At 69.5% G+C, this 16688-nt stretch carries 13 protein-coding genes and 1 riboswitch; of the genes, 9 read left to right on the forward strand and 4 right to left on the reverse strand.

Annotation, left to right across the window (positions count from 1 at the left end):
• Positions 1 to 5 precede the first annotated feature (5 nt).
• The 3 genes from BLW17_RS18460 to BLW17_RS04200 all read left to right on the forward strand — a co-directional run bounded on the left by BLW17_RS18460 (position 6) and on the right by BLW17_RS04200 (position 3254).
• Positions 6 to 1202, forward strand: coding sequence for a 3'-5' exonuclease (locus tag BLW17_RS18460; RefSeq protein WP_231572807.1), 1197 nt, complete (start codon positions 6 to 8; stop codon positions 1200 to 1202).
• A gap of 370 nt (positions 1203 to 1572) precedes the next feature.
• Complete coding sequence (locus BLW17_RS04195; RefSeq protein ID WP_139305901.1) at positions 1573 to 2151, forward strand: hypothetical protein; 579 nt, start codon at positions 1573 to 1575, stop codon at positions 2149 to 2151.
• Entirely contained in the window at positions 2148 to 3254 is a 1107-nt protein-coding gene (locus BLW17_RS04200) for a hypothetical protein (RefSeq protein WP_036734646.1), read from the forward strand. The genes BLW17_RS04195 and BLW17_RS04200 overlap by 4 nt, the downstream gene beginning before the upstream one ends.
• On the opposite strand, the gene BLW17_RS04205 is transcribed toward BLW17_RS04200, so the two are convergent.
• From BLW17_RS04205 to BLW17_RS04215, 3 genes are all read right to left on the reverse strand, one after another.
• On the reverse strand, positions 3184 to 4488 hold the full coding sequence (locus BLW17_RS04205; protein ID WP_074826105.1) for a hypothetical protein: 1305 nt from the start codon (positions 4486 to 4488) through the stop codon (positions 3184 to 3186). The two genes, BLW17_RS04200 and BLW17_RS04205, sit on opposite strands and share 71 nt — an antisense overlap.
• An 844-nt stretch (positions 4489 to 5332) precedes the next feature.
• Positions 5333 to 5473, reverse strand: coding sequence for a hypothetical protein (locus tag BLW17_RS18055; RefSeq protein WP_156116117.1), 141 nt, complete (start codon positions 5471 to 5473; stop codon positions 5333 to 5335).
• Positions 5474 to 6922: 1449 nt separating this feature from the next.
• Positions 6923 to 7501, reverse strand: a complete 579-nt coding sequence (locus BLW17_RS04215) for a CAP domain-containing protein (RefSeq protein WP_081969118.1) — start codon at positions 7499 to 7501, stop codon at positions 6923 to 6925.
• A gap of 216 nt (positions 7502 to 7717) precedes the next feature.
• Between BLW17_RS04215 and BLW17_RS04220 the strand changes: the two genes are divergently transcribed.
• The 5 genes from BLW17_RS04220 (at position 7718) to BLW17_RS04240 (ending at position 14693) form a co-directional block, all read left to right on the forward strand.
• Positions 7718 to 9598: an acyl-CoA synthetase gene (locus BLW17_RS04220; protein ID WP_036733005.1), complete on the forward strand. Its 1881-nt coding sequence runs from the start codon at positions 7718 to 7720 to the stop codon at positions 9596 to 9598.
• Between the two features lie 174 nt (positions 9599 to 9772).
• Positions 9773 to 9972, forward strand: a riboswitch (cobalamin riboswitch).
• 128 nt (positions 9973 to 10100) lie between these two features.
• Complete coding sequence (locus tag BLW17_RS04225; RefSeq protein WP_052176337.1) at positions 10101 to 12020, forward strand: TonB-dependent receptor plug domain-containing protein; 1920 nt, start codon at positions 10101 to 10103, stop codon at positions 12018 to 12020.
• Between the two features lie 95 nt (positions 12021 to 12115).
• Complete coding sequence (locus BLW17_RS04230; RefSeq protein WP_036733054.1) at positions 12116 to 12979, forward strand: ABC transporter substrate-binding protein; 864 nt, start codon at positions 12116 to 12118, stop codon at positions 12977 to 12979.
• Entirely contained in the window at positions 12976 to 13962 is a 987-nt protein-coding gene (locus BLW17_RS04235; RefSeq protein ID WP_036733008.1) for a FecCD family ABC transporter permease, read from the forward strand. Before BLW17_RS04230 ends, BLW17_RS04235 begins: the two co-directional genes overlap by 4 nt.
• Positions 13959 to 14693, forward strand: coding sequence for an ABC transporter ATP-binding protein (locus BLW17_RS04240; RefSeq protein WP_074826107.1), 735 nt, complete (start codon positions 13959 to 13961; stop codon positions 14691 to 14693). Before BLW17_RS04235 ends, BLW17_RS04240 begins: the two co-directional genes overlap by 4 nt.
• Here the strand turns inward: BLW17_RS04240 and BLW17_RS04245 are convergent.
• On the reverse strand, positions 14690 to 15337 hold the full coding sequence (locus BLW17_RS04245; protein ID WP_036733014.1) for a DsbA family protein: 648 nt from the start codon (positions 15335 to 15337) through the stop codon (positions 14690 to 14692). The two genes, BLW17_RS04240 and BLW17_RS04245, sit on opposite strands and share 4 nt — an antisense overlap.
• Positions 15338 to 15633: 296 nt before the next feature.
• On the opposite strand from BLW17_RS04245, the gene BLW17_RS18865 reads away from it, so the two are divergent.
• Positions 15634 to 16653 carry a rhodanese-like domain-containing protein gene (locus tag BLW17_RS18865; RefSeq protein WP_074826108.1) on the forward strand — a complete coding sequence of 340 codons (1020 nt, stop codon included), beginning with the start codon at positions 15634 to 15636 and terminating at the stop codon, positions 16651 to 16653.
• Positions 16654 to 16688: the final 35 nt, after the last annotated feature.

Raw genomic sequence — 16688 nt, forward strand, 5'->3', positions numbered from 1 at the left:
GCAAAATGGACAGCCTGGTGGGCAATGAGCCAGCTGTTGCAGCGCGAATCGTGGTGAAGCCGGTTTCGGCAGTCGGTTACGACATCCACACCAAACTTTTCGGGCAGCCTCAGATCGCTCCGTCCGCCTTGATCAGATCTCTTATCGTCAAGGCTGCGGCCGAAGTCGACGGGCACAGCTTCTCGACCCAATTCCTGATCGGAGAGTGGAATGATGTTGTCGACGCCTGGCAGCTTCGATCATGGACGGACTACCGCGATGTTTCGCGGCTTGGCAGGAAGACCCGGATCGGCGGCAAGCAGCGTGAAACCCTCTGGGCCATCTTCGATCGGGTCCGTGCGAGGCTGCGAGACCGTAGCTTGATGACATGGTCGGATGTGTTCGGCCGCGTGACAGACGCTCTCAGCCAAGGCGATTCGCGCCCCTACGACTTCGCTGTAATCGACGAGGCGCAAGACTTGGGTGTGACAGAGGCTAGGTTCTTCGCCGCCCTCGCAGCCGCACGCAGCGACGGCCTTTTCTTCGCAGGCGATCTCGGCCAGCGCATATTTCAGCAACCCTTTTCGTGGAAAGCACTTGGCCTCGATGTTCGCGGACGATCCTTTACGCTGCGAATCAACTATCGCACCTCTCACCAGATCCGAACACATGCCGATCGGCTCCTGCCGTCAACGGTCTCGGATGTTGACGGAAACACAGAGGGGAGGCGTGGTACGGTATCAATGTTCGATGGGCCTCCACCATCAGTCATGGCTTGTAGCGATGAGGATCACGAATGCGGCACAGTTGCGGAATGGATCACGGCCCGACTGGCGGAAGGGTGCGCGCCGCATGAGATTGGTGTCTTTGTCAGGTCCGACGCGGAATTGAAACGTGCGCGTGCTGCCGCGAAAGCGGCGGGTGTTCGCTCGGTTGAACTTAGCGAAAAGATCGAAGTGGGGGACGGGGCGATCGCCCTGAGTACGATGCACTTCGCCAAGGGATTGGAATTCCGGTCGGTGGTGGTGATGGCATGCGACGACGAGGTGATCCCACAAGCGGAGCGGATTGAGTCGGTCGCCGACCACGCGGACCTGGAAGAGGTCTACAACACGGAACGTCATCTCCTTTACGTTGCATGTACTAGAGCGAGGGATGAGCTGCTAGTCACCGGTGTCACTCCACTATCCGAGTTTGTCGATGACTTCCTCAAGACAAGCTAGCCTCGCCAATGTCTTTAGCGGATGGCTATGGCGGTACGATACCTTCGCTGGCGTCGGTGAGATTGCGGCACGATTCACCCCTCCTGCGCTGCATCAGGATATTGGGCATCGAGAGCGGCGTCCCTCTTGAGCTTCCCAGCCAAGCGGCGCATAGCAACATCACAGATGGGTAACGCTCGTGCTGAGCATTGTGACACATCTAGCGATCGGCCTCGTCCCCTGCACGGCGCTCCTTGTGCTTGCGGGGTTGTGGCGGGGGTGGAACCCACCCGGCGACTGCGAACTCTCGTTGCCCGTTATTCTCCTCGCCGGGCTTTTCATCGCGCACATACGCTCTCACCTGCCCGCGGCCCGGCGCAGGGCGCAGGTCGTGGCACTGCCGGGCTCACTGCTAGGAAGCGTGCTGACGGGCCGAACCCGCGTCGTTCTGTGTGCCGGGACCTACGCCGTGGGGGCGACGGTGACGCTTGCCCTGTGGTCCCTGACCGCGCCGCCCCGCGCGCTGGTGCTCGCCCCCTCTGCAGCAGCTGTTGCGGCCGCGCTACACCACCCTCTCGCGGATTGGTTCGGGAGCCGGCACCTGCAAGCGCCGTTCAACGGTCTCTGGGCCGTGGGCATGCTCAGCTGGACCTGCGGCCTCGCGGCCAGCGTTCTGATCCTGTGGCTGATCGTGCCCGACATCGTCGTCACGATTCCCCCTACCTTCACCGCTGCACTGGCCCTCGGCCAAGAGACGGCCGCGGCGCGAGGCAACGATCTGACAGGCACCGCACTCGGCTGGCTGGCCGTGCTTGACGGATTGCGGGCAATGGCGCTCGATTCCCTACGCAGCGTGGTTAGAGTAGGCTGGCTCTACCACCTCGAGGACATCTTGATGGCAGTTGTCGCCGTGCGCGCCATCCTGACGGTCGTCCACGCCTTCACCATCAGCATTGCGAGGCCCAGATGAGCCAGAGCCCGCCGCCGGAAGCTTCCGTCCCCCGGAACCCCTTGCGCGCCGAGGCGCTCGGCCTCATCGTTGGGCTTGGACTAGCGGCGTTGGCCGCTATGGGCATCGCCAATTGGCGAGTACCGCCGGTAGCCCTGGCGGTACCCGAAATCATTCTCGGCGACATCGCCGCCAAGGCCGACAGTTTAATCGTGAGCGCCAACGCTGGCGCTTACACCGACACACTAGCGTGGACGAATGCCGAGATTGACCGCGCCTTCGAGGTGGTCGAGGAGGCCATCGCCCCCTTTGCGGATCGCCACTACTCCATGACCGGCCAGTGGGTGGAACTGGCAGCGGCCTTCTCGACCAAGCGCGCCCGAGCCTTGCTCGCACCCTTGACCGACCCAGTGGACAGCTCCATCAGGCTCATGGCGCATCGCCTACCGGAGCATTTTTCGGAGGCGTTCCGTACGCGCCTAGAGGCGCTTGCGCAGGCCGAGGGGCTTGACCTAGCGGTAGATTTGTCCGGTGAGCTATCGCAGACCGTGGCCGCCGATCGGTCAGCTCGGTTGCGGGTGTCCGTGCCTGTCGGTAGTGCGCTAGGCGTCGCCGCCGGCACGATGCTGGCCCGATCGGTCACGCAGCAGGTAGGCCGCTCCCTTGCCGCGCGGCTTACAAGCGGGCTGGCGGTCCGGTTTGGCCTCGGCCAGACAGGGGCATTCGGCACCGGCGCGTCTATAGGAGCCGCGGCCTGCGGGTTCACCGGGTTAGGGGCAGTACCCTGTGGCGTCGCCGGCGGCATATTGACGTACCTCGCGGCCGACAAGATCAGCGTCGAGTTGGCCGAATGGTGGGGCCGCGATGCCTTTGAGGCTGACCTTCGCGCCAGCCTCCCCCGGACGCGCAATGCGCTGAAGGCTGATCTGGCCGCTCAGACGCACGCCATGATGGCTGAGTTGGATAGGCGCCGCCCCTGCATGGTGTCCATGACCACCGCCGAGTGGGACGCGGGGGCCACGCCCGCCTGCCCGGTCACGACCGACGCCCCGGCTAACGGGTTGGCAGCAGCGGCTGGGCAGGCGGCGGCACCCGTGCAGGGGACTGCGTCTGCCAGTCGATAACAGCCTGCGCCGCCGTCCGTGCGCGCAGATCTAGATCCTCAATCCGCTCAAGCGCTGCGGCGGCGGGCCAGTCCCGTCTGGCCCGGACCTGTGCGAGAACCACCTCGCTCCATTCGAGGTCGGTCATAACAGGCCCCTCCGCCATGTTCTCACTCCACTCCTCTGCAGTTGCCGCCATGAGCTCAGCCGCGGCCGCGCGCGTCGCCACATCACCGCGGCCAAGAATAACCTTGTAGGCCGCGAACTGCTTATCCGCTGGAAGGCGGGCGATGGCTTCGGGGATCAGCGGGGCATCGTCCACGGGCCACGCGGTCGGCGCCGGGTCGTCTTCGTCAAACAGTCGCCCCGCAGTGGCCAGCCCGTCGCCTGCCGTCCGCTTGATCAACCCTCCGAGCTTGCTCGCCTGACGGAGCGGCGCTCCCAGAGCGCTCCTATCGGTCTTTGCCTCGATTCGCGCAGCGACCTCGGCGGCTTCAGACTCATGGTCGTGGTGGCGCAGATCACGCCGGAACCGCTCCATCTCCTTCACCCAGTCCTCGTTGGCCTCCGCTGTGCCAATGACTTCAAGGCCAGCATCAGTTACCGCATAACGCGCCAGCAAGTTGAGCAGATCCCCACGCCCCGCCCCCGTCGCTGCCGCCCCCCCGGCGAGTTCAGTCAGCAGATGCCGCACCTCCGCCGCCCGGCCGCGCGCAGCAAGGTGCTCACTCGCCACACCGGCTTGGGTCACCCGCGCCTTGGTGTCGGCAATATCCTCAAGCACATCCGTCATCGCCGTGACTGGCCGCGCCACCGCCATGCCGGCCAGCACTCCACCTAAGCAGCGCTCGGGGTCGTTTTCGAGCGCGCCCTGCCCCAGCGTTCGCTGGAACTCGGCTACCGCCTCGGTGGGCGCGGCCAGCCCGACAGCGTAGGCTTGCAGCCTGCACCCGTCTGCATCGGCCGCCACCGTGCGCGCCGCTGCGAGTGCAAGGCACGCACGGACGTCCGCGCGACACCTGTCCATGTCAGCCAGCGCCTTAGGCGCGATGGCGGCCCACAACGGGCCATCCAGATGAGGCAGCAGGTAGTTGTCGATGTCTACATTGCTCGGCGCCGCCGCTCGCACCACCTGCACGGCTGCCGCGAGCGCGTGCGTGGCCTCGGGGTGCCCGGGATGGAGGCGGTCGCGAACGGCGGGCACCGCAGCAGCCGCGATGACCGCCTCAAGCCCAGAGGGCTGATACACCGGCACAGCGACAACAGGGGTCACAATTGGCGGGGGTGCAGCTCGACCGCCACCCCCAGGCCCGACTAGCCGCCACGCCACCCCGCCCACTACGCCGATGACCACCACCGCCACTGCCACCACAAGCCCAGACTTCAGGTCTTCCGCCACGGCCGACTCCCTATTCATCTCGCCGCACTCTGGCCGACAGCCTCAGCCGCAGGCAATGGTCACGCTCTGAAACCGGTTCCGCTGAGCCCGTTCTTTGTCGAGGTGCCCGCGTTCAATGATCGCACTCGTTAACGAAGAACCCAGTGCTCGCGAGGACGAGGTCGATCCTCAGCACCCCTTGTCATCCGGAAGCTCGGCTGCGCGCTTGAGGACGCCTGTGAAACTGGTGATGCTTATTTTCATAACGTCAGAGATATACCGCCCGAATGCGTCCTCAAAGTCCGAGCGGCGATAGAACCTTTGGCTCGAGACACGCCGCCGCTCAATGCCGTAAGGCTTCAGCAGTTTTGCGATGCCACATGTTGAGAGAGAAGGCCCACCACGCCATTCGGCTCAAGGGCTTTCCTGCGGTGCGCACAGTGCGTTCAGCAGCTCCGTGCTGCAGATCCGCCCGGAACGCTTTGACGCGAACACCTCCGCCAGGTCGCGCACAATAGCGGGACGCTTGCGGATTGCGGTTCATCGTCCTGGACATCTTGGTGTATTCTGGCGAATGAGGCGGAGTGTCATCGACTACCGGCTACCAACATCATCGGCAAGCGCGCAGATGTGGCGGGCGTGGTCCTCGGCCCGGTCATTCAAGGTCGTCGAGGACCTGAGGATAAGTGTTCCCGAAGGTCAGGGCATTGCCTTTGGACCATCAGGCGGCCCGTTGTCGCAGCGGCAAGGAGTCCTTGATCCGGCCGGCCCGGAAGCGCTGGACCGTTTCCCCGTCGCGCTTGCGGCGCAGGCGCACGACAAGGCCGCAGTCCTCCAGGGTACCGGGCAGGTTGCCGATCATCGCCACAACCTTCGGTCCCCAGACCTTGAAGCGGCGTGGCTCGTGGTCGTCGCCGACCGAACGCCGGACTTAGGCGCTCATCCGATTGGGCCCGCCATTGAGCATCCCACGCATGTCGCAGTTTTCGTCTTCGACAAGGAAGTTGTCGACCCCGTCGATTCGCGCGGTCGGACTGTACCTCTCGATCACGCGGAACAGGACCGACGCCAAGATAACCGACAGGGCCGTGGCCTTGCGCAGCGTTTTCAGGCGAGACGATCCATAAAACCGGGCTGACGTCGAAAGAGACATGCGCCCACGCGTGCAGCACCCATGGGGCCGTGAGCGGAGCGCTATGATCGGGCAGGATGGCGAACCGCAGGATGGTCGACTCCAGCTCGTCCAGCAGCGTCCTACTGTCCACCGAATGGTTCGCCGGCTCCACGTACTCGAAAAGGTCCTCGCGCTCGTTACTTAACGCGGCGCCGGACTTCCCTTTCTGCTCGTTTAGCAACTTGTCGAGTGCCGAGACCCGGACCTTTGGCGAGGTCTTCGCGAAACTGCTCGCACAACAAGCGCTACATCCTGGTGATTTCGGCAGTTCAAGGCTTAGACGGCGAGATCCCGAACTCCTCTTCAGACAGTTGCAGCCTGCCGTCCAGCGTGTTCATGCCGCACCCCTTTCGGCGTCCAATACATCGGACCCTTCACAGAAGGCCGGCATTCCTCGCGGCGATAGGGCAAGTGTGTTCTCGTGCTTGTGGCGTGACTTGCCGAGCAATGCTTGGGAATTTTCGGTCGCCTGCACATCCATCTCGACGCCGAGCGTTGCAGCATGCTCCAAACAGATGGGCAGCCGGTTGAGTGCCTTCAGCGCGATAGCTGCCTTTCGTGCCAGATCGGCCGCAGCGTATCGCGGATAACAATCTGCGGTAGATCGGACGCTGGAGTAGGAGCGCGACGCCTCCACTCACGTTCGCGGATCGGGTGCTGGCCGGCCAGCGTAAGCGATCGGGCATCTGTTGCGGTACGCCGCGCCTCAGCTAGCGTGACCGGAGGATAAGGCACCGATACACCTCTCTGATGACGGCCTTGAACAGTAAGCCGCAGAACTCGATGGGCGCCGCCAGCCTATCGCGTGTGCACTTACAGCGGTCCACCATTGCGGTACCTGCCGGGCTAGGGAGGCTGGTCCCCTCGCGCTTAGCCGGTTCGTTGCGCGCATCGCATCCACCTTCTCGGGTCCGCTTGCCGATCCACCTTTCAATCCACCTCTAGAAATTATCTTCTTTCGATACAGTGTAGTAGACGCGGCGCTATTCGCTAAAGTTCCAGCGCATCACTTGTCCCTTTCGGACGGGCATACACACGGCTGCCCGTGCGCCGGACGTGATGCGAAAAGGGGGCTGTCCGCCCCCCATCGCCCTCCGGAGATCCCCCCCGAAGATCCTTCGACCAGGAGAGAACGGATTACCGCGGGGCGGCGTAGACCGCGGCCCAGAACACCGTCTTGCCGTCGGCGGCGACGGCGTGGCCGATGCCCATCTCGCGCACCTGCGGCAGCAGGATGTTGGCCCGGTGGCCCGGGGACTGCGCCCAGATCGAGAGCACCTGGCCGCCCGCGAAGGGGCCCGCGGCGATGTTCTCGGCGGTGATCTGCGGGCGGTAGCCCAGCGCCTTGACCCGCTGCGACGGGCCGCGCGTGGTGCTGCCCTGATGCGCCATCAGCCCGCGCCGCGCCATGTCGCAGGCGTGCGCCGCCGCCGCGGCCGCCAGACGCGGGTCGGCCTTGAGCGGACCGAGCCCGTAACCCTTCCGCTGGGCCGAAGTCGCCTTTGCGGCGGTGGCATTGTTGCTCGGGGTCGTGGTGGCGCAGCGCGCGGCGCCCGGGCGGGTGGCCTGCACCGTCGTGAGGTCCAGCCTGACCTTCACCCCCTGCGCCGCCACCGGCGCGGCGGATGCGCCAACCAGCGCTAACGCCGCGACCACGCCGAGCACCCTGGCCCGTGCGCCCGCAAAACCCGTCCCCGACCCCGTCCCGTCTGTCATCATGTGCGCCTTGCTCTGCCCTGCCCGACCCTGCGAGCTTCGGCGCGAATTCACGGCACGCACCTGCGCCGATGCAACCGCTGATTGCGCGGGATTTGAGCGGTTGCCGCCTGACGCCGCGTTCCGGGCGTACGAAAGAGACAAGAACTTGCCCCGCTGCCGCAATTTGTCTCATGCTGCGTGGACCTTGGGGGATAGTGAGGAGGGAGGAGCCGGATGTCGCGCTTTGCAAGCATGGCCGATCGGGACCGCATCGAAGCCGAATCGGCCTATGCCGACCGCGACCTGCCGAAGACGATGTACCGGTTCCTGACCGCGACGCGGGACCGCTTCCCCACCCGTCCGGCGCTGTCCTTCCAGCTTCTGTCCGACCCCCGGGCCGCCGCCCGCACGCTCAACTGGACCGAGGTGCACGAGCGCGTCACCGAGACCGCCAACCTCTTCCGCAAGCTCGGCGTCGGGCCGACCGACACGGTCGCCTATCTGCTGCCGAACAGCCTCGAGACCCCCATCATGCTGATCGCCGGGGCCACCGCGGGCGTGGTCAACCCGATCAACCCCCTGCTCGAGCCCGAGCACATCGCCGGCATCCTGCGCGAGACGAACGCCAAGGTGCTCGTGACCCTCAAGGCCATGCCCAAGACCGACGTGGCGCAGAAGGCCGCGGCGGCGCTGGCGCTGGCCCCGAACGTCGAGACGGTGCTTGAGATCGACCTTGCCCGCTACCTGACCGGGGTCAAGAAGCTGCTGGTCCCGCTGATCCGGCCGCGGGTCAAGGCGACCCACAAGGCCCGCGTGATGGACTTCGAGGCCGCGGTCTCGGCCCAGCCGCACGACCGCCTGACCTTCGAGGATCCGGCCAAGGACCGCGTCGCCGCCTATTTCCACACCGGCGGCACCACCGGGATGCCGAAGGTCGCGCAGCACCGCTATTCGGGGATGATCTACAACGGCTTCCTCGGCGGCGAGCTGCTGTTTGACGAGACCGACGTGCTGATGTGCCCGCTGCCGATGTTCCACGTCTTTGCGGCCTATCCGATCCTCATGTCCTGCATCCATTCGGGCGCGCACATGGTGATGCCGACCCCGGCGGGCTATCGCGGCGACGGCGTCTTCGACAATTTCTGGAAGCTGATCGAGCGCTGGCACGCGACCTTCCTCATCACCGTGCCGACCGCCATCGCGGCGCTGATGCAGCGCAAGGTGGATGCGGACGTCTCGTCGCTCAGGACCGCCATCTCGGGCTCGGCGGCGCTGCCGGTCGAGCTTTACAACCGCTTCAAGGCCGCGACCGGGGTCGAGATCGCCGAAGGCTACGGGCTGACCGAGGCGACCTGCCTCGTGTCCTGCAACCCGGTCGACGGGCTGAAGAAGGTCGGATCGGTCGGGATTCCCCTGCCCTACACCCACGTCCGCATCCTGCGCAGCACGCAGGCGGGCTATGAGGACTGCGGCACCGACGAGATCGGCGAGATCTGCGTGGCCAACCCCGGCGTCATCGAGGGCTCGACCTACACCGAGACCGACAAGAATCGCGACCTGTTCGCCGAGGGGCGGTTCCTGCGGACGGGCGACCTCGGGCGGCTCGATTCGGACGGCTATCTGTGGATCACCGGCCGCGCCAAGGACCTGATCATCCGCGGCGGCCACAACATCGACCCGGCCGAGATCGAGGACGGGCTGATGTCGCACCCCGATGTGGTCGGCGCCGCCGCCATCGGCCAGCCCGACAGCTTCGCGGGCGAGCTGCCCTGCGTCTATGTCCTGCTGCGCGAGGGCGCGACCGCCACCGAAGAGGATCTGGCCGCCCATGCCCGCGCCCATATCCACGAGCGCGCGGCGGTGCCCAAGCACATCGACATCGTGCCCGAGCTGCCGCTGACCGCGGTCGGCAAGGTCTTCAAGCCCGAGCTGCGCCGCCGCGCCATCGCCCGGGTGCTGGACGCGACGCTCGCCGATCTGGGCGGCTCGGTCAGCGAGGTCGTGGACGACCGCAAGCGCGGCCTGACCGCGCGCATCGCCCGCGCCCCCGGCGCCGACGAGGCGGCGATCCGCAAGAAACTGGGCGAGTTCACCGTCGCCTGGGAATGGGCCTGAGCCAAACGGGCGGCGCCTGAGCCGCCCCCCTGCCCTGCCGGCCGTTCGCCGCGCGCTCAGGTGACCTTGGCGGCCTCGCCTCTAGCTCTCAGCCCCCCGTGTCCCCCCCGCACCGCCCGCGGCGTCATTCGCCGCCGGGGCGGTGCTCTGCATTGACGCCACCGGCCCCGGCGCGATAGCAGGCCGCGACCGAGTTCCGGCCTCGCCGGATTGAAAGGGAACACGGGGGACGGGCGCCTGCCCGCAGCCGTGGCTGCCCCCGCAACTGTGCGCGGATGGCGGCGCCGACACGCCACTGGGGACCGCACCCCCGGGAAGGCCGGCCGCCGCGATGATCCGCAAGCCAGGAGACCTGCTCGGTCGCCACCCTTTTGCCGGCGCGGGGCGTGCGGGCAAAGCGGCCTGCCGCAGCGGTGATCTTTGCTGTCTGCGGGGTCGCACCGATTCCCGGACCACCACCAACCGCGGGCCGACCGCCCGCCCCGTCCACGGGAACCGCCTGATGCCCTACGTCCACCCTGCCCCCCGCCTGCGCGCCGCCACTGCGCTGCCGCTGATCGCGGCACTCGCCATGCCCGCCGCAGGGCACGCCCAGGTCGCCAGCGAGCCCACCCCCGCCGGGATCACCGCCGTCACCCTCGACCCGGTGGTGATCTCGGGCGGCTTCTCGCCGGTCGAGGCCGACGCCTACGGCCGCGCCGCCACCGTCATCACCGCCGAAGAGCTTGAGCAGCGCGGCACCGCCACCGTCCAGGACGCGCTGCGCGGCCTGCCCGGCGTCTCGATCACCGCGACCGGCGTCTCGGCCGGCAGCATCCGTATCCGCGGCGGCAATCCGAACCACACGCTGGTGCTGATCGACGGCGTGAACGCCGCGGGCGGCGACCAGCCCTATACGTTCAGCGGCCTCGACCTCGCCGATGTCGAGCGCATCGAGGTGCTGCGCGGCCCGCAGTCAATCTATTACGGCTCGGCCGCCGCCTCGGGCGTGGTCAACATCATCACCCGCAAGGCCGACCGCACCGGCGGGCGGGCGATGATCGAGGGCGGCAACGGCGCCGCCGGCGCGCTGAGCTACGCCACCGTCACCGACCGGCTGCGGATGCAGGTGGACGCCGGCTACCGCGAGGACCGCAGCTCCGACGTCTCGAAGGGCGATCCCGGCGACCGCGACGGGCTGCGCCGGGCGACGCTGGCGTTCTCGGGCGACTGGCAGGCGACCGACGACCTGAAGCTGGGGTTCGCCACCCGCCATGCCGAGGAGCGCTATTGGTACGACGCCACCAACTTTGCCGCGACCTCGGCCAGGGACTACCTGCGCGACGCCGACTACTGGGCCGACCGGCGCGAGCGGATCAACACCGTCTGGGGCGAGCTTGCGACGCTGGACGGGCGGCTGACCCACCGGCTCTCGTGGCAGGAGACGCGCAACGAGGTCGACAGCCACGACGATTTCCCGGTGGACAGCGAGGGGCGGCGCGAGGCGCTGAAATACCGCGCGACCTATGGGCTCGACGCCCCGGTGGCGGACGCGCGCCAGACCGTGGCGATGGCCTATGACCACATCAAGGACCGCGCTTCGGGCGGGTCCGACTGGAACCTCGAGACCGATTCGGTGGCGCTCGAGTATCGCGGCGCCTTCGACAACGGGCTGGACGTGCAGCTCGGCCTGCGCCGCGACGACAATTCGACCGTGGCCGACCAGACGACCTGGGCGGCCGGCCTGTCGTGGCAGATCGCGGGCACGCCCTACCGGCTGCACGCCTCGGCCGGGACCGGGGTGGTCAACCCGCAGTATTACCAGCTGCTCGGCGGCTACGGCACGGTCGGCAACCCGAATCTGGTTCCCGAGGAAAACAGGAGCGTGGACCTCGGGCTGGAATACCGCCTGCCCGACGGGCGCGGTCTGATCGACGTGACCTGGTTCCGCGACCGGCTTGAGAACGCCATCGAATATTCCGGCGCGCCGCTGCCCGACGGCTCGAACTACCGCAACATCGACGGCACCAGCCGCCGCGAGGGGGTCGAGGTCGCCGCCCAGTACGAGGTCACGGACGCGCTGTCGCTGCGCGGCGCCTATACCTATCTCGACGCCCGCAACCCCGACGACAGCCCCGCCACCCGTCGCCCCCGGCATGAGCTGGGGCTGACCGCGACGCTCAAGACCTTCGGCGGGCGCGGCTGGGTGTCGGCGGACCTGCGCCACGTCGCGGACATGACGAGCGAACAGTACTGGGGCACCTACGCCAACGCGCGGATGCCCGACTTCACCGTGGTGAACATGGCGGCGAGCTATGACCTGACCGACAGCGCGCGGCTGACCGGGCGGATCACCAACTTCTTCGACGCCGAGTATCAGGAGGCGTGGGGCTACACCGCCCCCGGCCGCGCCGCCTGGATCGGCATCGAGCAGCGGTTTTGACCGAGCCCCGGCCCGCGCCCGTACCCGACCTTGCCGCGCCGCGCGCGGCGAGGCGCCGGGTGCCCGCGGGCCGACTGCGGCAGGTCCGGCGCCCCCTGCGGGCGCCGCGGCCTCTCGCGTTGCTCGCCGCGCTGCTCGTCCCGGCGCTGGCCGGGGCGGCCCCGGCGGCCCCTCCGCCGCCCGCCACCCCGCCCGCGCGGGTGGTGTCGATGAACCTCTGCACCGATCAGCTCGCCATGCTGCTGGCCGCGCCGGGACAGCTCGTCTCGGTCAGCCACCTCGCCCGCGATCCGCAGATGTCGGCGATGGTCGCCGAGGCCGCGGCCTATCCGCCGAACCGCGGCCGCGCCGAAGAGGTCTATCTGATGCGCCCCGACCTCGTGCTCGCGGGCACCTATGACGGCCCGCCGGTGGCGATGCTGGCGCGGCTGGGCGTGCCCGTGGTGACCCTCGCCCCGCCGACCTCGCTGGCCGAGACGCGGGCGGCGATCCGCACCATCGGGCAGGCGCTCGGGCGCGCGCCGGCGGCCGAGGCGATGCTGGCGCAGTTCGACGCCCGCCTTGCCCGCCTGGCCCACCCCGCGGGCGACGGCGCGCCGCTGGCCGCGACCTGGGGGCCGAACGGCTATTCCGCCGGGGCCGAAAGCCTCGCCGGCGACGTGCTCAAGACCGCGGGCTTCGCGCTCTTGTCCGAGCGGTTGGGGATGGCCGGGTCGGGCACCGTCCCGCTCGAGACGCTGGTGCTGGCCGACCCGGCGCTGATCGTGACCGGCCGCCGCTTCCCCGGCGCCTCGCGCGCCGAGGAGACGCTGACCCACCCCGCGCTCACCCACCTGCACGCAAGGCGGATCGAGATCCCCGACGCCGACTGGGCCTGCGGCATCCCGCAGGTGCTCGACGCGCTGGCCACCCTCGCCGAGGCGCGCGAGGCGCTGCCCGCGACGGCAGGGCAGCCATGACCCCGCGCCCCGCCCTGCTGCTCGGCGCGCTCGCGCTTCTGGTCGCGGTGCTGGCGCTCGCCTCGCTGCTGGTCGGGCCGGCGGGGACGCCGCCGGGCGAGAGCCTCGCCGCGCTCGTCTCGGGCGAGGGGCCGCTGGGCCTCGTCCTGCGCGAGATCCGGGCGCCGCGGGCGGTGCTGGGGATCATGGTCGGCGTCAGCCTTGGCCTGTCGGGGGCGGCGTTGCAGGGGTATCTGCGGAACCCGCTGGCCGAGCCGGGGCTGATCGGCGTCTCGGCCTCGGCGGCGCTGGGGGCGGTTATCGCCATCCAGCTCGGCGCCTCGGCGCTGGGGATGACGGTGCCCCTCGCCGCACTCGGCGGGGCACTGGGGGGCGTCGCGCTGATCCTGATGCTGGCCGGGCGCGGCGGCGGCAGCTTTGCGCTGATCCTCGGCGGGATCGCGGTCTCGGCGCTGGCAGGGGCGCTGACGGCGCTGGTGCTGAACCTCTCGCCGAACCCGTTTGCGGCCTATGACATCATGTTCTGGACGATGGGCTCGCTGGCCGACCGAAGCTGGGCCCATGTCGCGGCGGCGGCGCCGGTGATGGCGCTCGGCTGGGGGGCGCTGGCGCTGACCGGGCGCGGGCTCGACGCGCTGACCCTGGGCGAGGAGGCCGCCGCCTCGCTGGGCGTGGACCTGGCCCGGCTGCGGCTGACAGTGGTGCTGGGCACCGCCGCCGCAGTCGGGGCGGCGACGGCGGTGGCGGGCGCGATCGGCTTCGTCGGGCTGGTGGTGCCGCATCTCTTGCGCGGGCTCAGCGGCGGGCTGCCCTCGCGGCTGCTGCCGGCGGCGGCGCTGGGGGGCGCGGCGCTGGTGCTCGCCGCCGACGTGGCGGTGCGGGTGATCCTGCCCGACCAGGACCTGAAGCTCGGGGTGATGATGGCGCTGGTCGGCGCGCCGGTGTTCCTGCACCTCATCCGCCGCACCGAGGCCGGAAAATGAGCCTGACGCTCAGCGCCCTGACCGTCCGCCGGGACGGCTGTCCGGTGGTGGACCGGGTGTCGCTGGCGGTCCCGCCGGGGCAGTTCGTGGGCCTGATCGGCCCGAACGGCGCCGGCAAGTCCACGCTGATGCGCGCCGCGCTGGGGCTGATCGCGGCCGAGGGGATAAGCGACCTCGCCGCCCTGCCCCCCGCCCGCCGCGCCCGCCGCGCCGCCTGGCTGCCGCAGACGCGCGAGGTCGCCTGGCCGATCCCGGTCGCGGCGCTGGTGCGGCTGGGCCGCCGCGCCGACCCGGACCGGCGGGCCGACGCCCCGGCCGTGGCCGAGGCGCTCGCCGCGCTCGACGCCACCCACCTGCGCGACCGCCGCGCCACGGAACTCTCGGGCGGCGAGCTGGCGCGGGTGCTCATCGCCCGGCTTCTGGCCCAGCGCACGCCGCTGATCCTCGCCGACGAGCCGGTGGCGGGGCTCGATCCGGCGCATCAGCTCGCGGTGATGGCGCTCTTCCGCGACCTCGCGCGGCAGGGCCGCACGGTGATCGCCTCGGTCCACGAACTCGGCCTTGCGGCGCGGTTCTGCGACCGGCTGGTGCTGATGGACCGCGGCCGGCTCGTGGCCGACGGCGCCCCGGCCGAGGTGCTGACCGCCCCCCATCTGCGCGACAGCTTCGGCGTCGGGGGCGCGTTCGTCGCCACCCCCGCCGGCCCGGCCTTCGTGACCCTGCCGCTCTAGACCCCCAGCGTCTTGCGGCCGCGCGCCACCAGCGCCTTGAGATCGTCGAGGCTCTGGTGCCCGAACACCGCCTCGTCCCCGGCGATCAGCGTCGGCGTGCCGACAAGCCCCATGTGGTCGGCGAGTTCGAACGAGGCGTTGATGTGCCGGCTGACCCGGTCCGACTGCATCTCGGCCCTGAGCTTGCCCTCGTCCAGCCCGACCCGGCGCACCACCCGCATCACCGAGGCCTCGGTGGCGCGCCCCTTGATGCCCATCAGCCCCGCGTGCATCTGCCAGTATTTCCCCTGCGGCAGCGCCGCGAGCGCCGCGCGGGCCGCGAACTCGGAGTCCTCGCCGAACACCGGCCATTCGCGGAACACCACCCGCAGCCCGGGGTCCGCCGCGATCAGCCGCTGCATCATCGGCATGATGGTTTTGCAGTGCGGGCAGTTGTAGTCGAAGAACTCGGACAGGGTGATGTCGCCCTTGGGGTTGCCCAGCACCGGCGCCGTCGGGTCGCGCTCGAGCGCGGTGCGCAGCGCCGCGGGCATCGGGTTGGGCCGGGCGGCGGTGGCGCTTTGCGCGGCGGCCGGGCCGGTGGCGAGCGCCACGCCGGCGGCGAGCGGCAGGGTCAGGGCGAGGGTCTGGCGGCGGGTCGGCATGGCGGTTCCTTTCATCGCGGGGCCTGCCGGGTGCAGGCCCCATTCTGCGCGGTGCCCCTTGGCGGGGCCGGCGCGGTCACGGGCGGTCAGGGCGCCGCGGCCACGGACCCGAGGGCCGGCCGGGGCCCTGACGCGGGCGGTCCCCCCCGGGCTTACGGGCATCGGCGCCGGGGGGAAAGTCACGATGGCTCCATCGGCCGCCCGCCCGGCGCGGCGGCGTGCGCCGGGGCCGCCGAGGGAACCCCACCGCGCGGTTGCGCGCTGACCCCCCAGTACGAAAGAGGGAGGAGACCCGCATGACCACGACCCTGATCCGCTCGGCCGCCGTCCTGCTGCTGACCGCCGCCACCGCGCCGATGGCCCTGGCGCAGGCCACGCCGGCCCCCGCCGCCCCGGCCGAAGCGCCGGCTGCAACTCCAGAGGCCGCCCCGGCGCCCCCGCAGGGCGCGCCCCGCGTCGGCATCACCCGCGACATGGCCGAGGCGGTGTTCAAGACCCCCGACGGTGAGTTCACCATCCGCCGCGACCAGACCCCCGGCGCCCGTCTCGAGGGGGACTGGGCGCTGACCAGCATGGATTGTCCGCCCTTCTGCATCCAGCCGATGAGCCCCGCCCCCGGCGTGACCACCGTGGGCGAGCTTGAGCTGATCGAGGCAATGAAGGCCGGCGACACGATCCTCGTCGATGGCCGCACGCCGGACTGGTTCACCGGCGGCACCATCCCCGGCGCCATCAACATCCCCTACACCCAGGCGGTCGAGCGGCTGAGCGAGCTCGGCTGCGAGCCCGATTTCGACGGCAAGTTCGACTGCGCCGAGGCGAAGAAGGCGATCCTGTTCTGCAACGGCATCTGGTGCGGCCAGTCGCCGACCGCGATCCGGGCGATGATCGACGCGGGCTACCCGGCGGAGAAGATCAGCTATTACCGCGGGGGGATGCTGACCTGGCGGCTGCTGGGGCTGACCGTGGCCGGGGGCGCCAACGCGGCCGACACCGACCCGGTGGCGGCGCAGGAGGTGACGCCCGAGGAGGCCGCGACGCCCGGTGCCGGGGCGGCTTCTGGCGCGAAGGATGGGGTGGCGCAGAATGCGGGGCAAAAGGTCAACGATGGCGTAATGACTCCGGCGGAAAACCCGCTGACCAACGGCACCGCCGCCGAAGCCGCCAAGTCCGGCGAGACCTCCGTCACCGGCGACGCCACCGCCGCCAAACCGGGCGACGCGGCGGCCCAGGGGGGCGACGCGACGACCGGCAACCCGAGCGACACGGCCGCCCCGAAGGCTGCCGACTCCGCGGCGCCCAAGCCCGCGAATTGAGCCGAAGGTCATGCGGCGGCGCGGCGGGCGGGGGT

Source organism: Paracoccus sanguinis (genome assembly GCF_900106665.1).
Taxonomy (GTDB): domain Bacteria; phylum Pseudomonadota; class Alphaproteobacteria; order Rhodobacterales; family Rhodobacteraceae; genus Paracoccus; species Paracoccus panacisoli.